We start from the raw sequence: 19,849 nt of genomic DNA on the forward strand, positions 1-19,849 counted from the left end.
GGAGGCGCGGGGCGGCCTCGGGTCTGGGGCAGGTGCCCGGCTCGACGAGCTCGCCGGCGTGGTCGACGCCCTCCTCGCCGACGAGGGCGGGTGCGCCTGGAACAGGGCGCAGACCCCTCGATCCCTCGTGACCTACCTCGTCGAAGAGACCTACGAACTCGTCGAGGCGATCGAGGACGGCACCGTGGACGACCTCCGGGAAGAGCTCGGGGACGTGCTCTACCAGGTGGTCTTGCACAGCGCTCTGGCTGCGCGCGCCTCCTCGGGGTCGTTCGAGCTCGCCGACGTCGTCGGCGACGTCGCCGAGAAGACCGTGCGGCGTCATCCCCACGTGTTCGGGGCCGACCGGGCCGACGGCGTCGACGACATCGTCCGTCTCTGGTCGGCGGCGAAGGCCGTCGAGAAGTCGCAGCGGACGAGTGCCTACGACGGCGTCCCGGTCGGGCAGCCGGCTCTCGCCCGGGCGCAGAAGCTCGACGCGCGTCGGGCTTCCGCGGGCGTGGCACGGCCCACGCCGCTTCCTGCGCCGACCTCGACGTCGGGCACGGAGGACTCCGTCGCCCGAGCCGGGTCGAGCGAGCTCGCCTGGGGCAGGGCGCTGCTGGCACGGGTCGACGAAGCCACCGATCGCGGCATCGACGCCGAGCGTGCCCTTCGGGCGGCCGTGCGCGAACGCGAGACGCTGCTTCGACGAGATGAGGCAGGACCGGCCCAGGCGGGACCGGCCGAAGTGGGCCCGGCCGAAGTGGGCCCGGCAGAGAACGGATCGTCCGAACGGGGGGCGTCTGAGGACGCCCCGGTCGAGCAGGTGCCCCCTCAACCCGAATGAGGGGGCACCTCGGCGTCGCCTGCTCAACCCGAATGAGCGGCGCGGCCGGCGCTCGTCCACCAGCGGATCGGCCCGAGGGGCAGCGACCCGACGAAGACCGAGTGGTGTCCTCAATGTAGAGGATGAGTGCTGACATGTCAAAAGCCGACATGTCGGTCCGCACGTCGTCCGGGTTCGGGTCCGCGGAAGGGTGGTGAGGCCGTCGGTCGACCGACCGGTCGGCCACGACAGACGTCTGTTATGGTCCACTACGACGACGGCGACCGCGCAGGGCGAGTACGACTCGTCGGCACGAAGGAGCGGCACCATGCCTCGCAAGCCTGACCCCACCCGCAAGCCCGAACTCCTCGGTCAGATCCTCGAGCACCTTCGAGGTCGCTCCCTCGCCACCGTGTCCTTCCGCACCCTGGCCGAGGCCCTCGGGGTCAGCACGTACGTCTTCGTCTACCACTTCGGCAACCGGGCGGAGCTCGTCGCCGAGATCGTCCGTGCCGTCGTCGCCCGCAACGATGCACTGCTCGCGGTCGCGGTCTCCGAGCTCGACCGTGAGGCGTTCGGCAAGCACCTGGCGAAGGTCTGGCACGACGTCTCCACCGAGCGGGGACGCGACCTGCATCGCCTCGAGCTCGAGGCGGCCCTGCTCGAGACCGTGGCGGGCGAGGCCGACGGCACCGCCCGCGGGGCGGTCGGTCGGTGGGTCGACCACGTCGCCGACTGGCTCTCGGCGAACGGGGTCGCGACGGCCGAGGCCAAGGTCGCGGCGCGGGTCTTCGTCGATGCGCTCTTCGGCCTGCAGTACGACGCCATCGTCTCGGGTGACGGGCGTCGAGCCTCCGCGGCGTACAAGCAGGCGGTCGAGATCTTGGTCTCGCGCGTCCCTCGGCGCTGACCCTGCCTGGCGCAGGTTTCGGGAGGGCGGGGGCCTGATGGTCTCGGCGGGGTGTCCGGTGGATCGGAGCCGGGCCGAGCGCATGGCGCCCGACCCGGCCCGGGCCCTCACCGCAGGGAAGGGAGGGCCTCGAGGTGTGACCGACACGCAACCCGATTCGTGCCGACCACCCGAATGAACCATAACGTAGAATGTGACATGCCTGCAAGTCGCCTCTGACGTCGAGGGCTCGGTGTCTCTGGGAGGATGTCCTCATGCCGACCCCCGTCAACCCGCCGCGCGGCATGCGCGACCACCTGCCCGCCGACAAGAGGCGCCGTGAGGGCGTCCTCTCGGTCATCCGGGGCGTGTACCGCTCCTACGGCTTCGACGAGATCGAGACGCCCGTCGTCGAAGAGAGTTCGCGCCTCCATTCGGGTCTGGGGGGCGACAACGAGAAGCAGGTCTTCGCCGTTCTCAGGCGGGGCCTCGACCTCGACGACCTGCGGTCGGCCGAGAGCGTGCTCGGACTCGCCGATCTGGGGCTCCGTTTCGACCTCACGGTGCCGCTCGCACGCTTCTACGCGTCGCACCGAGCCGAGCTGCCGACGGTCTTCCGCTCCGTGCAGATCGCCCCGGTGTGGCGGGCCGAGCGTCCGCAGAAGGGGCGCTACCGGCAATTCGTCCAGTGCGACATCGACGTCCTGGGCGAGGCCGGGCCCCTGGCCGAGATCGAACTGATCCAGGCCACCACCGCCGTGCTCGACGCCCTCGGTCTCACCGGGACGACCATCCGCGTGAACGACCGCCGCATCCTGCTGGCGATGCTCGCGCACTGGGAGGTGCCCGAGGCGCTCACCGACCAGGCGCTGATCGTCGTCGACAAGCTCGACAAGATCGGCGTCGACGGCGTCGTGGCCGAACTCGACGACCTCGGCGTCACCACTCCCGGTCTCGGCGAGGCGCTCACCCAGCTCGCCGACGCTTCCTGGGCCACCGGTGAGGCCGACGACGCTCCGTGGCTCGACCGGGCGGCGTTCGCCGACCTGGTCGCGCTGCGTGAGGCGTTGCCGGGATCGACCCTCGAGTTCGATCCGACCCTGGTCCGCGGCATGGGGTACTACACGGGCACGATCTTCGAGATCGCCCACCCCGACGTGCCCTACTCGCTCGGCGGCGGGGGTCGATACGACGGCATGATCGGCCGCTTCCTCGGCAGCGACGTGCCCGCGGCAGGTTTCTCGCTGGGGTTCGAACGCCTCGTCGACCTGGTGACCCTCGAGGCCGGCGACGACGAGGGTCTCGCGCTGGTCTACGACAAGAAGGTCGAACCGGTCGAGTTGCTCGCCCTGCAGCGGGCGCTGCTGGCGGGCGGCGAGCGACGCGTGCGCCTCGAGAAGAAGGCCAAGAACTTCACCAACCAGCTCGACGGTCTGGCGGCGGCGGGGTTCGGCCGGTTCGTGACCGTGCGCGGGGGCGAGTCGGTCGCCGACCTCGAGGTCCGCACGATCGGCTGACCGCCTCCCCACGGCTCCTCGCCACGAACCACGGCAGGAGGCGCGGCTAAGCTGGGCCACGGACCTCGCGTCCCCAGACGAACGACTACTAAGGAGCTCTCCAGTGGCAGCAATCGACGCCGTAGGCGCCCGCGAAATCCTCGACTCGCGGGGCAACCCCACCGTCGAGGTCGAGGTCCTGCTCGAGGACGGCACGGTGTCGCGTGCGGCCGTCCCCTCGGGTGCATCGACCGGGGCCTTCGAGGCCTACGAGCTGCGTGACGGCGACACGAGCCGTTACCTCGGCAAGGGCGTGCTCAAGGCCGTCGCCGCCGTCATCGACGAGATCGGCCCCGAGGTCGAAGGTCTCGACGCCACCGACCAGCGCCTGATCGACCAGGCCATGATCGAGCTCGACGGCACCGACAACAAGAAGCGTCTCGGCGCGAACGCCATCCTCGGCGTCTCGCTGGCCGTGGCCCGCGCGGCGGCCGACTCGGCCGACCTGCCCCTGTTCCGCTACCTCGGTGGGCCGAACGCGCACACCCTGCCCGTCCCCATGCTCAACGTGATCAACGGTGGTTCGCACGCCGACAGCAACGTCGACATCCAGGAGTTCATGATCCTGCCGGTCGGCGCGTCCTCGTTCGCCGAGGCGCTGCAGTGGGGCGCCGAGACCTACCACGCCCTCAAGAGCGAGCTCAAGGCCAAGGGCCTCTCGACCGGCCTGGGCGACGAGGGCGGCTTCGCGCCGAACCTCGACAGCAACCGCGCCGCGCTCGACCTGCTCGTCGAGGCGATCACCAAGGCCGGCTTCACCCCGGGCAAGGACCTCGCCCTGGGCCTCGACGTGGCCTCGAGCGAGTTCTACGCCGACGGCAGCTACACCTTCGAGGGTGAGAAGCGCGACTCGGCCTTCCTCGCGAACTACTACGCCGACCTCGTCGCGTCGTACCCCCTCGTCACCATCGAGGACCCGCTCGACGAAGACGACTGGGAGGGCTGGGCCCACCTCACGAGCGAGATCGGCTCGAAGACCCAGATCGTCGGCGACGACCTGTTCGTCACCAACCCCGAGCGCCTGGCCAAGGGCATCAAGGCCGGCGCCGCCAACTCGATCCTCGTCAAGGTCAACCAGATCGGCACGCTGACCGAATCGCTCGACGCCGTGGCGCTCGCCCAGCGCAGCGGCTACACGACGGTCCTCTCGCACCGTTCGGGTGAGACCGAGGACACCACGATCGCCGACCTCGCCGTCGCGACCGACGCGGGCCAGATCAAGACCGGCGCCCCCGCCCGCAGCGAGCGCGTCGCGAAGTACAACCAGCTCCTCCGCATCGAGGAAGAGCTCGGCGACGCCGCGGTCTACGCCGGGTACAGCGCTTTCCTGCGCTTCTCCGCCTGACGCGACCCGCGCCTCCTCGGGGCCCGTCCTGCTCGCGCGGGGCGGGCCTCCGTCGTTCCCCAGAGACGTCGTTTAGGCTCGTCGCATGCCCCGTGAGACCGCGAACCGCCGTGTGCCGGTGACCCTGCCGACCGGCGAGACGCCGACGGGCCATTGGCTGCGCTCCATCCGGTTCTCGGGATTCAGTGTGCTCATGCTGGTCATCCTCGTCATGTTCGTCGTCATCCTCGCCCCCTCGTTGCGCACCCTGATCCAGCAGCAGCAGCAGATCGCCGCCCTGCAGGACGACGTCCGGCAGCAAGAGCAGTCCGTCGACGAGTTGAAAGGGGACGTCGCGCGGTGGAGTGATCCGGCCTACATCGAGGCGCAGGCGCGTGACCGCCTGCTCTACGTCTACCCGGGCGAGTACAGCTACCTCGTGATGGGTGACGACGCGGCTCAGACCCCCGGCACGGCTCCGGGCACCGGCACGACGATCAGCGACTCGTTGCAGACGCCCCAGGTCGACTGGGTGGCGGCCATGACGGCCTCGGTGCTCGACGCCGGCCTCAGCGACGAACCCGCGACCGAACTCGTCGCGCCCGACATCAGCGGCAGCCAGGTGCCCGCCCCGACCTCCGAGCAGACAGGTGGCACGCCGTGACCACGCCCCCCTTCGACCCCGTGACCGATCACGACGTCCGTGTCGTGACGGCCCAGCTCGGGCGCCCCGCGCGCGACGTGATCGGCATCGCCGCGCGCTGCGTCTGCGGTGCACCCACCGTCGTGGCGACGAGACCGCGTCTGACCGACGGCACGCCCTTCCCGACGCTCTACTACCTGTGCCACCCCGGCGCCACGGCCGCCGTGTCGACCCTCGAGGCCACCGGGGTGATGGCCGAGTTCACCGACCTCCTCGAGTCCGACCCCGAGTTGCGAGGCCGCTACCAGGCCGCGCACGAGGCCTACCTGGCCGACCGCGAGGGCATCGAGCACGTCGACGAGATCGACCACGTCACGGCGGGCGGCATGCCCGAGCGGATCAAGTGCCTGCACGCCCTCGTCGGACACTCGCTGGCCGCCGGGCCGGGCGTCAACCCGTTCGGCGACCTCGCCCTCGAGCGGGCGTCGTGGAGTCCCGACGTGTGCCGGTGCCCCGACTTCCTGGCCGACGACGAGCCGTCCGTCGCCGCGCCCGCGATCGGCGGGGGAGCCTGACGCGCGTGCGCCGATCCGGGGGGTTCGTGGTGGCGATCGTGCTGGGGGCCCTGGTCGCCGCCGTCGTGCCGGCATCGGCCGCGTCGGCCGATCAGGTGCGCGACGCCGAGTACTGGCTCGCCGACTACGGCATCCAGAGGGCCTGGCAGACGACACGTGGTGCGGGGACGACCGTGGCCGTGATCGACACCGGCGTCGACTCGTCGGTGCGTGAACTCCAGGGCGCCGTCGTCGGCGGCACCGACGTCTCGGGGCTCGGCTCGCCCGACGGCCAGACGCCGGTCGGCGAGGACCCCAACCACGGCACGCTGGTCGGATCGATGGTCGCGGGCCGCGGCACCGGATCCGACGACGGCGTGATCGGTGTCGCGCCCGAAGCCGACCTGCTCTCGGTGTCGGTGGGCTTCGGATCGACGGCCGTGGACTCCGACGACCAGATCGCGCGAGCCGTGCGCTGGGCGGTCGACGCCGGGGCGGACGTCATCAACATGTCCCTGACCCGCAACACGCTCGACTGGCCGACCAGCTGGGATGACGCTTTCCTCTACGCCATGCAGCACGACGTCGTCGTCGTCGCGGCGGCCGGCAACCGCGGCAGCGGGACGACCGAGGTGGGTGCGCCGGCGACGATGCCGGGCGTCCTGACCGTCGCCGGGGTGGACCGGCAAGGAACGGCGAGCTTCGACGCGTCGAGTCAGGGCATCACGATCGGCGTGGCCGCCCCCAGCGAAGACCTGGTGGGTGTCGGTCCCGGCGACGTCCACTACAGCTGGAGCGGCACGAGCGGGGCCACACCCCTCGTCGCGGGCATCGTCGCCCTCGTGCGCAGTGCCCACCCCGAGCTCGACGCAGACGACGTCATCAACCGTGTCGTGGCGACGGCCACCCCGAAGGGCACCACGACGCCCGACCCCCTGTACGGCTACGGGCTCGTCGACGCCGCGGCGGCCGTCACCGCCTCGGTGCCGACGGTCGCCGAGAACCCGATGGGTGACCTGGCCGAGTGGATCCGCGTGCACCGGCGGGCGGACGTGCCGGCGCCGTCGGCGCAGGCGACGAACCCGGCCGTCGAGGCGCCCGTGCCGACGCCGGTGACCGATCCTGGCCAGCCGTTGGCGGTCCTGCTGCCCACCGTCGAGACCATGAGGTCCACGGGCATCCCCTTGATCGTCTTCACGGTCTTCGGCGGAGCGGCCGTTCTCGTCGCCGTCGGCGCGGTCCGCCAGTTCAGGCGTGCGCGGCGGTCGGGGTAAGGTCGTCTGCGACACCCCCACCTCAAGGAGACATTCGCCGTGCCCAAAATCCTGATCGTCGGCGGCGGCTACGCCGGTTTCTACACCGCCTGGAAGCTCGAGAAGTGGCTGCGCGCGGGTGAGGCCGAGGTCACGATCGTCGACCCGCTGCCCTACATGACGTACCAGCCGTTCCTGCCCGAGGTGGCCGCCGGGTCGATCGAGCCGCGCCACGCGGTCGTCGCCCTCCGACGCCACCTCAAGAAGACGAACGTCGTCACGGCCAAGGTCACCGGCGTGGACCACGCTTCCAGGACCGCCACCATCACACCCGAGGTGGGCGACGCCTGGACGATGCAGTACGACCAGATCGTCATGACGGCCGGTGCCGTGTCCCGCACCTTCCCGATCCCGGGCGTCGCCGACGAGGCCATCGGCCTCAAGACCATCGAAGAGGCCGCCGCGATCCGCGACAAGGTGCTCACGAACTTCCAGAAGGCGGCGAACCTGCCGGCCGGTCCCGAGCGCGACCGACTGCTCACGGTCGTCGTCGTCGGCGGTGGCTTCGCCGGCATCGAGGTCTTCGCCGAACTGCGCAGCTTCGCCAGCGACCTGCTCAAGAACTACCCCGACCTCACCATCGACGACACGCACTTCCACCTCGTCGAGGCCATGGGCCGCATCATGCCCGAGGTCTCGCTCGAGACCAGCCACTGGGTGCTGAAGAACCTCGCCGAACGCGCCGCCACGGTCCACCTCGACACGCAGCTGCAGTCGGCGGTCGGCGGCAAGATCGAACTCTCCACCGGTGAGTCGTTCGAGTCCGACCTCATCGTCTGGACGGCCGGCGTCATGGCCAACCCGATGGTCCGCGGCACCGACTTCCCGCTCGAGCAGCGCGGACGCATCACCGTCAAGGCCGACCTGCGCATCGTCGACGGCGAGACCGTCGTCCCTGACGCCTGGGCCTGTGGCGACGTCGCCGCCACCCCCGACCTCACCGGGAAGGGCGTGGGCGGGTTCTGCGTACCGAACGCCCAGCACGCCGTCCGGATGGGCAAGCGCCTCGCGAAGAACATCGTCGCGTCGCTCCGCGGCGAGGGGCTCGTCGACTACAAGCACGAGAACCTCGGTGCCGTGGCCGGCCTCGGTCTGAACGTCGGAGTCTTCCAGAGCGGCAAGTTCGCCATGAAGGGATTCCCGGCCTGGGCCGCCCACCGTGGGTACCACGGCATGGCCATGCCCTCGTTCGAGCGCAAGTTCCGCGTCGTGGGTGGCTGGTGGAACAACTTCTGGTTGGGGCGCGACATCGTCTCGCTCGACAACCGTGAGCGTCCCCGGGCGGCCTTCGAGGAGTTCGCCTCGCGTCCCAAGCCGGCCGTCGAGACGCCCGTCGAGGCGGCCGCTCCGGCATCCGTCGGTGCCGGCCAACCCGCCGGCGAGGCCGGACCCGCCTATGCGAACCCGGTCGAAGACGACGGCACGGCGAAGAAGGGCACGGCCGAAGGGGGCGAGGCCGCCGCGAAGGCCCCTCGCAAGGCTCCCGCTCGCAAGCCGGCCGCCAAGAAGACGGCCGCCGGCGAGACCGCGACAACCGACGGGGCACCAGCCTCCGAATGACCCTCGAGCTCGTTCGAGACGCCCGCCCGCTGCCTGCAGCGTGGCGGGCGTCTGCGTCTCGTAGGCTGGTCGTACGGGCCCCCGTAGCCCAATCGGCAGAGGCAGGCGACTTAAAATCGCTTCAGTCAGGGTTCGAGTCCCTGCGGGGGCACCTGCCACCCGTCCGGCACGGGTGCACCTGTCCCGTGTCGGCCCGGGGGCACCTGCCCCGACGCCGGACGGGCCCGCCCGCGCCTGAGACCACGTGCTGAACGCAGCCTCGTGTCGTCGACCTCGCCCGCGCCTCCTGATCGCGGCTGCGCCTGTCGCCCGCCCGCCCGCCGCGTACCAACCGCCGGCCCGGCCCGGCCCGGCCCGTCGAGCCCCGTGCCTCGCCAGGGCCGTCGCGGGCGTCGGCAACTCAGGAGATCGGCGTGCTCGGGGGCGCGCAGCGCCCGCTGCGGTGTCGTTCTGCTGAGTTGCCGTCTGGGGGCGGGGGCTGGTCCGGAGGCCACTCCGCCTCGGCGTCCGCCCCGCCGCGTTCCGCCCCGCCCCGCCGCGCCGCGCCGCGCCGCGCCCCGCCCCGCCCCGCCTCGTCCCGCCCCGCCTGCGCGTTGTCGGCAACTCAGCAGATCGGCGCATTCGCGGGCCCGGCGAGCGCGTTCGTGCGTCGATTTCCTGAGTTGCCGACGACGAGGGTCGCAGGTTGCGCGGCGCGGCGGGACGCCGGACCGCAGTCGGCGGGACCGTCGTCACCGGGCTGGCGGCCAGGCGGGTCCGCAGTCGGCGCGGCCGACGGCAGGGGCGCGCGCCGGGTCAGGCGTCGTCGGTGCTGACCTCGACGAACGACGTCCAGAGCCAGACCGCGACGCAGAGGCCTGCCGTCACGGCGGCAGCCACGACCGCCCCTCCGACCGGGAACGACGAAGGCCCGCCTGTCAGCACGGCGGCCGCTGCGGCCACGCCGACCACGGTGAGCCCCACGTGCAGCGAGCGAGACCAGGCCCAGATCCGACGACCCGGTAGCGAGCCCACCGGCACGAGTGCGAGCACGAGTGACCCGAGCCCGGTCAGGCAGACCGTCGCGCTCGTCTCGAGGGCCAGCTCGATGACGAACCCTCCGGTGGCGGGCAGGGCCCCGTGGATGGCCCAGGCCACGGCCGACACGGCCACCAGGGCGACGACCTGGACGAGCGCCAGCAGCCCGGCCTCGCGATCGTCCACCGCGTCGGTCCGGCCGTGGCGCGCACAGGACAGGGGCGCCACCGACCGGGGCGCCGCGGCGAGGCTGCCGACGAGCACCACCCCGAGCACGAGGGGCGGGTCGAGGCCGAGCAGCCGTGTGATCGCACACGCGACGACGGCGACGAGAAGGAGGCGCGGTGACATGCGGACGCGCGCCTCGCGCTCCCGGGAGCGCCCCATCAGCCGGGTGGGGACGACGACGGCGAGCAGGTTGATCAGGGCGACCCCGATCACGATCCCGGCGAACAGACGCGCGTAGCGGACCTCGTCGTCGAGGCCGGCTGCCAGACCGACCACGGCGGCCCCGGCGGCGACGGTCAGCCCGGCGGCGAGGCGGGGGTCGAGCGTGGCGGTCGAGAAAGAGGTGGGGAGTTCCCGGCGACGGTTCCGGCCCGTGAGCCGCAGGCCACGAGGCGCCAGCCGACCTCGCAGCGCCGTCGCCAGCAGGCGTGCCGGCGCGACGACGAGCAGGACGAACGCTGCCGCGAGGCCCAGGGCGAGCAGCCATCCCGTGCCGGTCATCGTCTGGCCGAGGGAGGGCAGGTCGCGGCCGAAGGTCGTCGCCGCCGCCCAGGAGCCGGTCGTCGGCGTGGTCGCCTCGGGCAGGCCCCCGCCGTCGTCGCCCGAGGTGCCGCCGGAGCCGTCTCCGGGAACCGGCCCCCCGGGCGTCCCGGGAGACGGCTCGGTCGGGCCGGCCGGACCACCCGACGCACCGGGCCCCGGTGTCGGTGCCGGGGCGGCCGAGGACGAAGGAGGCGCGGGTCGCGCGGTCGACGACGCCACCGTGATCGAGATGCCCGCGCTGGGCGGCCCGACGTTCACCGCCGCGTCGATCTGCGCGGCCTGGACCCCGTGCTCCCCGTCGGGGAGCGCCGCGTCGGACGACGTGCAGCGCCACGATTCACCGGCGACCGTGGCCTGGCAGACGGGGGTGCTGTCGACGTAGGCGGTCACGGTCGCACCGTCTTCTCCCGTTCCCGAGAACGTGAGCGGCTGCGTGGTCACTCGTTCGCCGGCGCGGGGCGCGGTGACGACGGGTGCGGCGGGCGCGTCGCGGTCGATCGTGACGGTCACGCCGGTCGAGGTCGCCGACCGGGGCACGGCGGGAACGGAGCCCGAGGACTGTGACGCCGTGACCGTGTACCTGCCGGTCGGCCAGGTCGTGGAGGGGAGCACGGCCGACCATGCCCCGGAGGCGTCGGCCGTCGCCGAGACCGGCGCCGCGCCTCCGTCGACGGTCACGCGCGCACCCGCGAAGGCGGTGCCCGTGACCTTGCCGCCGATGGCGGGTCCGCCCTGGACCGTCGGCGGGCCGAGCACCGAGAACGGAGCGCTGATCGCGTCGCCGACCACGGCCGAGTTCGTGACGTCGCGGACCGTGAGGGTCTGGTCGGCGCCGTCCTCGAGTGTCACCGAGCACGACCAGGGAACGCTGGTCGTGCCTCCGGTGGGCAGGGAGACCTCGCAGAGGGCCCGACTGGGGACGCGGGGGTCGAGCACCCTCACGGTGGCCCCGGACGTGCCCGTGCCGCCGACCACGACGGCGTTCACGTCGTGGTCGCCGACGTCGCGGATGGTCGGTGCGACCGGATCGGGACCGGGCTGGCCGGTCGACGGGACGGGTGTGGGCGTGCCCGAAGGGCTGCCCGCGGCGTGGGCGCCGACACCGACCGACAGGGCGAGCGCGAGACCGAGCGCGACCGCCGCGAGGGTCGACACGATGCGCCGCCCGCGTCGCGGCACGACCAGGAGCCGTCCGTCGACGGAAGTCGACGGACGCGTCGGATGCAGGGTCGGCGACTCGAACACTGTCACCCATTCAGCACGTTCTCGGGGTACAAGTCAATCCGTTGCGCGGGGGAGATGGCCGGACGAGCGCTCGTCGGGAGTCTGCTCCGAGATCTCTCGACGGGCAGGGAGCCCACATGCAGCGCATTTATAGTGTCCAACGGGCTCCCGACGACCCGACCCAGGTCGCGGGCGACCATCCGGCGCCCGCCGTCATCGGTCCACCACCTAGGAGTGACACGTCATGCAACCGGCCACGATCGGCATCCTGGTAGCAGCAGGCATCATCGTCCTGCTCGCGGTCATCATCGGCATCTACCTCTGGGCCACCTACAACTCGTTGGTGACCCTCAAGGTGCGCGTCGACGAGGCGTGGAGCGACATCACGATCCAGCTCAAACGCCGGGCCGACCTGATCCCCAACATCATCGAGGCGGTCAAGGGATACGCCTCGCACGAGTCGTCGGTGTTCCAGAACGTCACGGCGGCGCGTGCCGAGACCATCGGGGCCGGCACACCGGCCGAAGCCTCGGCTGCCGAGGGGCACATGCAGACCGCCCTGAAGAGCATCTTCGCCGTGGCCGAGGCCTACCCACAGCTCCAGGCGAGCCAGAACTTCCTCCAGTTGCAGTCCGAGCTGGTCGACACCGAGGACAAGATCCAGGCCGCCCGCCGCTTCTACAACGGCGGCGTGCGTGAGTTCAACACCAAGAACCGGGTCTTCCCCAACTCGCTCTTCGCGAAGCGCCTCGGCTTCAGCGAGCGGGACTTCTTCGAGGTCTCCGAACCGTCGGCGATCGCCGAGCCGCCGCGCGTCCAGTTCTGACGCAGGCCGAGTCGCTCTCGACACCATGTACTCCGCGATCTCGCGCAACAAGCGCAACACCGTCTTCATCGTCCTGATCTTCCTCGTGATCGTCGGAGCGCTGGGGTTCGCCGCGAGCGCCATCTGGAACAACGGGTCGATCGGCTTCCTCGTGCTCGGCGGTGCCGCGGTCTACGCGCTGATCCAGTACTTCGCCGCCAGCGGGCAGGCGCTCTCGATGAGCAACGCCCAGCAGGTCGACGGCGTGACGGCTCCGCGCCTGTACCGCACGGTCGAGAACCTCAGCATCACGATGGGCATGCCGATGCCCAAGGTCTACGTGGTGGTCGATCCGGCCCCCAACGCCTTCGCCACGGGACGCGACCCCGACCACGCGGTCGTCGCCGCCACGACGGGCTTGCTCGAGATCATGGACGACGCCGAGCTGCAGGGTGTCATGGCTCACGAGCTCGGCCATGTCAAGAACTACGACATCCGGGTGTCGACCATGGTGTTCGGCCTCGTCGTGGCCGTGGGTTTCCTCGCCGACATCCTGTTGCGCATGTCGTTCTTCAGCGCGTTGTCCGGGGGGAACCGCAACTCCAACAACAACGGCGGTGGCGGCGGGAACCCCGTCTTCCTCGTGCTCGGTCTGGTGGCCATGATCATCGCCCCGCTCGCCGCGGCAGGCGTCCAGGCAGCCGTCTCGCGTCAGCGCGAGTACCTGGCCGACGCCACCGGGGCGTTGACGACGCGGTACCCCGAGGGTCTCGCCCGAGCCCTCGAGAAGCTTGGTGCCCACGGTCGGCCCATGCAGCAGCAGAACACCTCGATGTCGCACCTCTGGATCAGCGATCCGATGAAGCCCGGCGTGATGGACCGGCTCTTCAGCACCCACCCACCGCTCGCCGACCGCATCCAGCGGTTGCGGCAGAACGCCGGCACCTTCTAGTCGAGGTGGCCGACCGCCACGTCGGCGTCGGAATCGGCACGGCCCGCCAGGGTCGCTCGGAGCGCACCTGCCAGGTCCCCTCTGTCGGCGACCTCGACCCGGTCCAAGCCTTGCCAGGCCGCCGCTCGGCGCAGCGTCGTCGCGAGCCGTTCGACGTCGATCGGGAGGTCGCGCTCGCGCCATGCCGACTGCAGGCGCAGGACGCCCGCCTGACGATCGCTCTTCAGGTCGACCCGCCCCACGAGCTGGTCGTCCTGCAGGACGGGCAGCACGTAGTAGCCGTGCACTCGCTTCTCGCGGGGGGTGTAGATCTCGATCCGGTAGTGGAAGTCGAAGAGCCGTTCGGCACGGGGCCGGTGCCACACCACGGGGTCGAACGGTGACAGCACGGCGTCGGCCTCGAGTCGGCGGGGTACGCGGGCGTCTCGATGCAGCCACGCGGTCGCACCCCAGCCCGGCACGACCACGGGCTCGACGACTCCTTCGTCGTGCAGTTCGCGCAGGGCAGGCGCGACGTCCGCGGCCTTGAGCCGGAAGTAGTCGGCGAGGTCGGAGGCAGTCGCCACCCCGGAGGCGCGGGCTGCGTGGGCGACGAGGCGGCGGTGGGCCTCGTGGCGGTCGACGTCCACGGCCAGCACCTCGGCCGGGAGCACCTGTTCGGGCAGGGCGTAGACGCGCTCGAACCGCCGACGCCCGGCGCTGACCAGGGCGCCGGTGCGGAACAACGACTCGAGGCCGCGTTTGACGTCCCCCCACCCCCACCACGGGCCCGTCCGGTCGGGCTGCGGGAAGACGGCGGCGTCGGCCTCGACCAGGCTGGCGGGCAGCGGGCCCTTGTCACGGATCTCGTCGAGCAGCCAGCGCTCCATCCGAGGGCTCGTCGACAACCACGACGAGGCGTCGCCCCGCCACTTGACCTCGTAGTCGCGCATCCGCCACCGCAGCAAGGGCCATGTGGTGACCGGGACGATGGCCGCCTCGTGGGCCCAGTACTCGACGTACCGTCCACGGGGAGCGAAGGTGAGGCGGTCGAGGGTCGCCCGGTCGTAGGAGCCGAGGCGGGCGAACGCGGGCAGGTAATGACTACGCTCGAACACGTTCACCGAATCGATCTGCAGCAGGCCGAGGCGGTCGACGAGGCCGTTCAGCTGACGCGTCCCCGGGCGCACGGGGCCGTCGACGTTGCCGCCGAAGCCCTGGGCCGCCAAGGCCACGCGTCGGGCCTGGGTGGGGGAGAGCTGCTGACGGGGCACGCGGACGACTGTAGCGACGGCCACCGACAGGCGCCGCGCCTCCCCGTGTCGTCTCGTCCCGGACGGCACATGCCGCCGACGGCATGTGGACGGGTGGATGACCGGCCTCGCGGGGCCATAAACTGACGCGATGATCTGGCGGAACCGCCCCACGCGCGGCGACGAGACGCAGGGCGACGCGGTGGGCGGATGCACGCCCGGCACCGTCGCCGACCCGTCCGTGCCCCGGGGCATGGTCATCGCCGGGGCCTGGTCGTGGCGCATCCTGCTGCTCGTGGCGGTGGCCGGCGTCCTCGTCTGGCTGGTCACCCAGCTGCGGGTCATCGTCATCCCCTTCCTGGTGGCTCTGCTGATCTCCGCCCTGCTCGTACCGCTGTCGGGGTGGTTGCAGCGGCACGGCTGGCCCAAGTGGCTGGCGGTCGTGTCGGTCCTGGTCGGGTTCTTCGTCTCGGTCTCCGGCCTCCTGCTGCTCGTCGTGCTCCAGATCGTCGACGGCTGGCCCTCGTTGCGTGATCGGTCGGTCGCCTCGTACGGCGACCTCAAGGACTTCCTGCTCACCTCGCCGTTGCACCTGACCGAGGCGCAGATCAACGGGTACGTGTCCGACGCCGTCGCGGCGATCCAGCAAGACAGCCAGCCGCTCGTGCGGGGTGCCCTCTCGGTCGGGTCGACGGCGGGGCACGTGGGTGCGGGGCTCGTGCTCGGGCTCTTCGCGACGATCTTCCTGCTCATCGGCGGGGCCGAGATCTGGCGATGGGTCGTCCGGCTCTTCCCCCGGGTCTCGCGTCCGGCGATCGACGGGGCGGGGCGTGCCGGGTGGCTCACGCTGACGAACTTCGTCAAGGTGCAGATCTTCGTCGCCTTCGTCGACGCCGTGGGCATCGGTCTGGGGGCGTTCTTCCTCGGCTTGCCCCTGGTGGCGCCGATCGCGATCGCGGTGTTCCTCGGCTCGTTCGTGCCCGTCGTGGGTGCCGTCGCGACCGGGGCGGTCGCCGTCGTCGTCGCGCTCGTCTACAACGGCTGGGTCGTGGCCCTGCTCATGCTCGCCGTGGTCATCCTCGTGCAGCAGATCGAGGGGCACCTGCTGCAACCCTTCGTCATGGGCAGCGCCGTCAAGGTGCACCCGTTGGCCGTCGTCTTCGCCGTCGCGGCCGGCACCCTGGTCGCCGGGATTCCCGGCGCCCTCTTCGCGGTCCCGTTCGTGGCCGTGCTGAACGTCATGATCACCTACGTCGCGAGGGGCACGTGGCGAGAACAGCCACGACCCGTCGAACACGACGTCACGCAGCCCGGAGGCCTCACCGATGTCTGAACGCACCCTGGCCGGTCCCACCCTCGTCCAGATCGAGGAGGCACGAGATCGCGTCTCGCAGGTCGTCCGCGTCACCCCGATGGAGACCTCGCAGTACCTCGCCGACGTCCTCGGTTCGCGGGTGCACCTGAAGTGCGAGAACCTGCAGCGCACCGGGTCGTACAAGATCCGAGGCGCCTACAACCGCTTGACCCAGTTGACCGACGACGAGAAGGCACGCGGGGTCGTCGCAGCCTCGGCCGGCAACCACGCTCAGGGTGTCGCCCTGGCCGCCCGCGAGCTCGGCATCGCGGCCACGATCTTCATGCCCGTGGGCGTGGCCCTGCCCAAGCTGCAGGCGACCCGGCACTACGGGGCCGACGTCGTCCTCCGGGGGCACACGGTCGAGCAGTCGCTCCGAGCCGCTCAAGAGTTCTCCGACACGACCGGCGCCGTGTTCATCCCACCGTTCGACCATGCCGACGTCGTCGCCGGCCAGGGCACCCTGGGGCTCGAGATCCTCGAGCAGGTGCCCGACGTCGACACCGTGATCGTGCCCGTCGGCGGGGGCGGGTTGGCGGCCGGCGTGGCGAGCGCCTTGAAGCAGAGCGCGGCACTCACCGGGCGTGACGTCCGGATCATCGGCGTGCAGGCGGCCAACGCCGCCCCCTACGCCGTCTCGATGAAGCTCGGCGTGCGGACCGACATCGACGCCCAGCCCACGATCGCGGACGGCATCGCCGTCGCGAAGCCCGGGGTGCTCAACTTCGAGATCATCCGCGACACGGTCGACGAGATCGTCACGGTCAGCGACGACGACACGGCCCGGGCGATGCTCGTGCTGCTCGAGCGCGCGAAGCTCGTCGTCGAAGCCGCGGGTGCCGTGGGCATCGCAGCCATCCTCACCGAGCAGGTGCGCGACCTCGGCACGACCGTGGTGATCCTCAGCGGCGGCAACATCGACCCGCTCATGATGGAGCGCGTGATCGGTCGAGGCCTCGCGGCCGCCGCCCGTTACGTCAAGCTGCGCATCGGCATGCCCGACCGTCCCGGCCAGCTGACCCGGGTGAGCGAGGTGCTGTCCGACGCCAACGCCAACGTGGTCGAGGTGCTGCACACCCGTCACGGTCGCGGTCTCCAGATCAGCGAGGTCGAGCTCGAACTCAGCGTCGAGACGCGCGGCCCCGACCATGTCGAAGAGGTGCTGCAGCGGCTTCGCGACGCCGGGTACGAGCCCAACGTCGACTTCTGAGCCGCCTCTCCCTGACGCGACCCGTGCCTCCTGCGCGACCCGCGCCTCATGACGCGACGCAGGCCTCATAGCGGGCTCGTGTCCCTGTCGGCAACTCAGGAGAACGACGCCCCGCGGGCGCGGGACGGGTGTTCCGCACGTCGTCCTCCGGAGTTGCCGACATCCGCGACGGCAGTCCTCGCCACGGGCCCGGGACGACGAAGGCCCCCGCTCCGATCGAGCGGGGGCCTTCGAATCGGGCGACCTACGGCTGGTAGGTCTCGACGTTCGTGATCGAGACCGAGATCTCCTTGCCGTTCGGGGCGGTGTAGCTGGTCGTCGTGCCGACCTTGAGGCCGTTGATGGCCTGCCCGAGCGGGCTGGTCTCGCTGTAGACCGACAGGTCGCTGCCGGCGGCGATGATCTCGCGGTTGCCGAGCAGGAACGTGCTCTCGTCGCCGGCGATCGTGGCCGTGACGACGGTGCCCGGCCCGACGATGCCGTCGGCGGCCGTCGAGTCGCCCACCGTCGCGTGCTTCAGCAGGTTGATCAGCGTGCGGATGCGTGCCTCCATCTTGCCCTGCTCGTCCTTCGCGGCGTGGTAGCCGCCGTTCTCCTTCAGGTCGCCTTCTTCGCGGGCGGCCTCGATGCGCGACGCGATCTCACGACGTCCCTCGCCGCTGAGGGTGTCGAGCTCGGCCTGCAGACGGTCGCGGGCGTCCGTCGTGAGCCAGGTGGTCTCGTTGTCAGTGCTCATGGTGTCTCCGTTTCGTGCGGCGGCCGAACCCGGTCGGGCGAATCGAGCCGAGGAGGCGCGGTGCCGGGAGCCGGGGCGAGGTCGCCCACCGAAAAAAGGAGACCGGCCGAGTGGCCGGTCTCGTCGTGCGATTCTGAGCAGTCTAGGGAAGCCAGCACCGGTAGATCAAGCCCGTGACCGCCCGCTCCGACGTCGCCAGCGAGGTCGTGTAGGTCACCGAGCGCTGCTCGGAGGCGGGCAGGTGCACGATCTTCCAGCCGACGACCGCGAAGCCGCTGTTCTGGGCCTCGACCGCACAGTCGACCGCCTCGCCCGTGTCCGCGGTGACGGTGTACTGAACCTCGACGGCCCGGTCCGAGGTCACCTGGTAACCCACGTCGGCGGATTCGAGCTGGGACGAGGTGCCGTCGAACGCGGCGAACACGACCCAGGCCGCGAAGACCACGACGAAGGCGACGGCCACCGAGAGCCCCACGACCAGGCGGCGGCGTCGACCCCGCGGGGAACGCCCGTACCGGGCGTCGAGGCGCGACGAGGGCGAGGTGACACGGGGCGTGGACGTCACGCGGATCTCCGTCCGATTAAGCTGTCCTCAGGGTAGCAACGTCTGCCCGACATACATTGCGAGGAAGAATTGACCCTGCGCCTGCTGGCGGTCCACGCCCACCCCGACGACGAGTCCAGCAAGGGCTCGGCGACCTACGCCTACTACCGCAGCTTGGGCGTCGACGTCCTGGTCGTCAGCTGCACCGGCGGCGAGCAGGGGTCGATCCTCAACGAGCAGCTCGAGGCCCGCGCCCACGCCGAACGAGACATCGCGGGCCTGCGCGTGCACGAGATGGCGGCCGCGCAGGCGGCCATGGGCATCGACCACCTGTGGCTCGGCTACGCCGACTCGGGCCTTCCGGCCGAGGGCGAGTCGGTCGCGGTGAACTCGTTCTCGACCATCCCGCTCGAGATCAGCGCCGAGCCCCTCGTCGCGATCATCCGCCGGTTCAAGCCCCAGGTGCTGGTGACCTACGACGAGAACGGCGGCTACCCGCACCCCGACCACATCCGCACGCACGAGATCTCGATGGCCGCCTACCGTGACGCCTCCGACCCCGAGCGCTACCCGGCCACCGGTGACGCCTGGCAGATCGACAAGGTCTACTACGACCGCATGTTCAGTGCCGGGCGCATCGGTGCGATGATCACGCACCTGCGCGAGAGCGACCCAGAGTCGCCCCTCATCGAGTCGCTGACCGAGATGCTGGCCCGCTTCAGCGATCGTCCCGACCTGGCCACGACCCGCGTGCCGGTCTCCGACTTCTTCCCCGTGCGCGACGCCGCCCTCCGGTCGCACGCCAGCCAGGTGCCGCTCGACAGTGCGTTCTTCTTCTGGCCTCACGACCTGCAGGTCGCCGCTTGGCCCACCGAGGACTTCCAGCTCGTCGAGTCGAACGTCGAGTCCGACCTGCCCGAGGACGACCTGTTCGCAGGCGTCGTCGACCCCGAGACCGGCCTCGTCGGGGTGCAGCGATGAGCGCGCTCTCCGACTCGGTGCTCACGGTCACGACCCGTCTTCTCGCCCAGCCGCAGACACCCGACCCGACCCTGCCTCCGTCGACCATCCCCGACGAGGCGGTCACGCCCGGCGTCTGGGGTTTCGTCGCCATCGCGTTCGTCGCGATCGCGACGGTGCTGATCGTCGTCGACATGACCCGGCGGGTCCGCCGTACCCGCTACCGCGGCGAGGTGCGTGAGCGCATCCAGGCCGAGCGCGACGAGGCGACCCTGGCGGCTGCCGCGCTCGACGACGAAGAACTGCCCGGAGACGCCGACCGGCGGGCTCGCCCCGTCGAGGGCGACCTCGACGACGACGACCGCAGGAGGCGCGAGGGCGACTCGTGACCCACGCG

The 19,849-nt window shown here is 71.2% G+C and carries 18 protein-coding genes and 1 tRNA gene; 15 read left to right on the plus strand and 4 right to left on the minus strand.

Annotation, left to right across the window (positions count from 1 at the left end; translation table 11 throughout):
- The first annotated feature begins 58 nt into the window (after nt 1-58).
- The 9 genes from AC1MBW_RS10630 (at nt 59) to AC1MBW_RS10670 (ending at nt 8,798) form a co-directional block, all read left to right on the plus strand.
- Nucleotides 59-829 (plus strand): MazG nucleotide pyrophosphohydrolase domain-containing protein, encoded by a 771-nt coding sequence (locus AC1MBW_RS10630; RefSeq protein ID WP_480024448.1) that lies wholly within the window; start codon nt 59-61, stop codon nt 827-829.
- Between the two features lie 307 nt (nt 830-1,136).
- Complete coding sequence (locus AC1MBW_RS10635; RefSeq protein ID WP_054147183.1) at nt 1,137-1,718, plus strand: TetR/AcrR family transcriptional regulator; 582 nt, start codon at nt 1,137-1,139, stop codon at nt 1,716-1,718.
- 254 nt (nt 1,719-1,972) lie between these two features.
- On the plus strand, nt 1,973-3,214 hold the full coding sequence (gene hisS / locus AC1MBW_RS10640; protein WP_480024449.1) for a histidine--tRNA ligase: 1,242 nt from the start codon (nt 1,973-1,975) through the stop codon (nt 3,212-3,214).
- Nucleotides 3,215-3,317: 103 nt separating this feature from the next.
- Entirely contained in the window at nt 3,318-4,598 is a 1,281-nt protein-coding gene (eno, locus tag AC1MBW_RS10645; RefSeq protein ID WP_480024450.1) for a phosphopyruvate hydratase, read from the plus strand.
- Between the two features lie 85 nt (nt 4,599-4,683).
- Nucleotides 4,684-5,241: an FtsB family cell division protein gene (locus AC1MBW_RS10650; protein ID WP_054147180.1), complete on the plus strand. Its 558-nt coding sequence runs from the start codon at nt 4,684-4,686 to the stop codon at nt 5,239-5,241.
- Nucleotides 5,238-5,795, plus strand: a complete 558-nt coding sequence (locus tag AC1MBW_RS10655) for a DUF501 domain-containing protein (RefSeq protein ID WP_480024451.1) — start codon at nt 5,238-5,240, stop codon at nt 5,793-5,795. Before AC1MBW_RS10650 ends, AC1MBW_RS10655 begins: the two co-directional genes overlap by 4 nt.
- 5 nt (nt 5,796-5,800) lie before the next feature.
- Nucleotides 5,801-7,048, plus strand: a complete 1,248-nt coding sequence (locus tag AC1MBW_RS10660; RefSeq protein ID WP_480024452.1) for a S8 family serine peptidase — start codon at nt 5,801-5,803, stop codon at nt 7,046-7,048.
- A 39-nt stretch (nt 7,049-7,087) separates the two neighbouring features.
- Nucleotides 7,088-8,647, plus strand: a complete 1,560-nt coding sequence (locus AC1MBW_RS10665; RefSeq protein WP_480024453.1) for an NAD(P)/FAD-dependent oxidoreductase — start codon at nt 7,088-7,090, stop codon at nt 8,645-8,647.
- A gap of 77 nt (nt 8,648-8,724) precedes the next feature.
- Nucleotides 8,725-8,798, plus strand: a tRNA-Leu gene (locus AC1MBW_RS10670).
- A 644-nt stretch (nt 8,799-9,442) separates the two neighbouring features.
- On the opposite strand, the gene AC1MBW_RS10675 is transcribed toward AC1MBW_RS10670, so the two are convergent.
- Nucleotides 9,443-11,686 carry a hypothetical protein gene (locus tag AC1MBW_RS10675; protein ID WP_480024454.1) on the minus strand — a complete coding sequence of 748 codons (2,244 nt, stop codon included), beginning with the start codon at nt 11,684-11,686 and terminating at the stop codon, nt 9,443-9,445.
- Between the two features lie 217 nt (nt 11,687-11,903).
- On the opposite strand from AC1MBW_RS10675, the gene AC1MBW_RS10680 reads away from it, so the two are divergent.
- Together AC1MBW_RS10680 and AC1MBW_RS10685 are read left to right on the plus strand one after the other, a co-directional pair.
- On the plus strand, nt 11,904-12,485 hold the full coding sequence (locus AC1MBW_RS10680; protein ID WP_043597810.1) for a LemA family protein: 582 nt from the start codon (nt 11,904-11,906) through the stop codon (nt 12,483-12,485).
- Between the two features lie 25 nt (nt 12,486-12,510).
- Nucleotides 12,511-13,416, plus strand: a complete 906-nt coding sequence (locus AC1MBW_RS10685) for a M48 family metalloprotease (protein WP_480024455.1) — start codon at nt 12,511-12,513, stop codon at nt 13,414-13,416.
- Here AC1MBW_RS10685 and AC1MBW_RS10690 read toward each other — a convergent pair.
- Nucleotides 13,413-14,669 carry a winged helix-turn-helix domain-containing protein gene (locus AC1MBW_RS10690; protein ID WP_480024456.1) on the minus strand — a complete coding sequence of 419 codons (1,257 nt, stop codon included), beginning with the start codon at nt 14,667-14,669 and terminating at the stop codon, nt 13,413-13,415. The two genes, AC1MBW_RS10685 and AC1MBW_RS10690, sit on opposite strands and share 4 nt — an antisense overlap.
- Nucleotides 14,670-14,799: 130 nt before the next feature.
- On the opposite strand from AC1MBW_RS10690, the gene AC1MBW_RS10695 reads away from it, so the two are divergent.
- Nucleotides 14,800-15,981 carry an AI-2E family transporter gene (locus AC1MBW_RS10695; RefSeq protein ID WP_480024457.1) on the plus strand — a complete coding sequence of 394 codons (1,182 nt, stop codon included), beginning with the start codon at nt 14,800-14,802 and terminating at the stop codon, nt 15,979-15,981.
- A complete protein-coding gene (gene ilvA / locus AC1MBW_RS10700; protein ID WP_054145158.1) occupies nt 15,974-17,212 on the plus strand; it encodes a threonine ammonia-lyase in 1,239 nt (412 codons plus the stop codon). The genes AC1MBW_RS10695 and ilvA overlap by 8 nt, the downstream gene beginning before the upstream one ends.
- Nucleotides 17,213-17,456: 244 nt before the next feature.
- Here the strand turns inward: ilvA and greA are convergent, their stop codons facing one another.
- Together greA and AC1MBW_RS10710 are read right to left on the minus strand one after the other, a co-directional pair.
- Complete coding sequence (gene greA, locus AC1MBW_RS10705; RefSeq protein WP_043597822.1) at nt 17,457-17,948, minus strand: transcription elongation factor GreA; 492 nt, start codon at nt 17,946-17,948, stop codon at nt 17,457-17,459.
- 142 nt (nt 17,949-18,090) lie between these two features.
- The gene (locus AC1MBW_RS10710) at nt 18,091-18,513 is read right to left on the minus strand and encodes a DUF4307 domain-containing protein (RefSeq protein WP_054145156.1); all 423 of its coding nucleotides are present in this window, start codon (nt 18,511-18,513) and stop codon (nt 18,091-18,093) included.
- Nucleotides 18,514-18,582: 69 nt separating this feature from the next.
- Here AC1MBW_RS10710 and mca point away from each other — a divergent pair, with 69 nt between their 5' ends.
- Nucleotides 18,583-19,473 (plus strand): mycothiol conjugate amidase Mca, encoded by an 891-nt coding sequence (gene mca, locus AC1MBW_RS10715; RefSeq protein WP_480024458.1) that lies wholly within the window; start codon nt 18,583-18,585, stop codon nt 19,471-19,473.
- Nucleotides 19,470-19,841: a hypothetical protein gene (locus tag AC1MBW_RS10720; RefSeq protein WP_480024459.1), complete on the plus strand. Its 372-nt coding sequence runs from the start codon at nt 19,470-19,472 to the stop codon at nt 19,839-19,841. The genes mca and AC1MBW_RS10720 overlap by 4 nt, the downstream gene beginning before the upstream one ends.
- Nucleotides 19,842-19,849: the final 8 nt, after the last annotated feature.

The organism is Frigoribacterium sp. AP1, assembly GCF_056680555.1.

What these genes read in the sequence shown, in the direction of transcription:
- AC1MBW_RS10635 (WP_054147183.1), top strand. Translation starts at nt 1,137, where the DNA reads ATGCCTCGCAAGCCTGACCCCACCCGCAAGCCCGAACTCCTCGGTCAG.
- hisS (WP_480024449.1), top strand. Translation starts at nt 1,973, where the DNA reads ATGCCGACCCCCGTCAACCCGCCGCGCGGCATGCGCGACCACCTGCCC.
- AC1MBW_RS10650 (WP_054147180.1), top strand. Translation starts at nt 4,684, where the DNA reads ATGCCCCGTGAGACCGCGAACCGCCGTGTGCCGGTGACCCTGCCGACC.
- AC1MBW_RS10680 (WP_043597810.1), top strand. Translation starts at nt 11,904, where the DNA reads ATGCAACCGGCCACGATCGGCATCCTGGTAGCAGCAGGCATCATCGTC.
- AC1MBW_RS10685 (WP_480024455.1), top strand. Translation starts at nt 12,511, where the DNA reads ATGTACTCCGCGATCTCGCGCAACAAGCGCAACACCGTCTTCATCGTC.
- AC1MBW_RS10695 (WP_480024457.1), top strand. Translation starts at nt 14,800, where the DNA reads ATGATCTGGCGGAACCGCCCCACGCGCGGCGACGAGACGCAGGGCGAC.
- ilvA (WP_054145158.1), top strand. Translation starts at nt 15,974, where the DNA reads ATGTCTGAACGCACCCTGGCCGGTCCCACCCTCGTCCAGATCGAGGAG.
- greA (WP_043597822.1), bottom strand. Translation starts at nt 17,948, where the DNA reads ATGAGCACTGACAACGAGACCACCTGGCTCACGACGGACGCCCGCGAC.
- AC1MBW_RS10720 (WP_480024459.1), top strand. Translation starts at nt 19,470, where the DNA reads ATGAGCGCGCTCTCCGACTCGGTGCTCACGGTCACGACCCGTCTTCTC.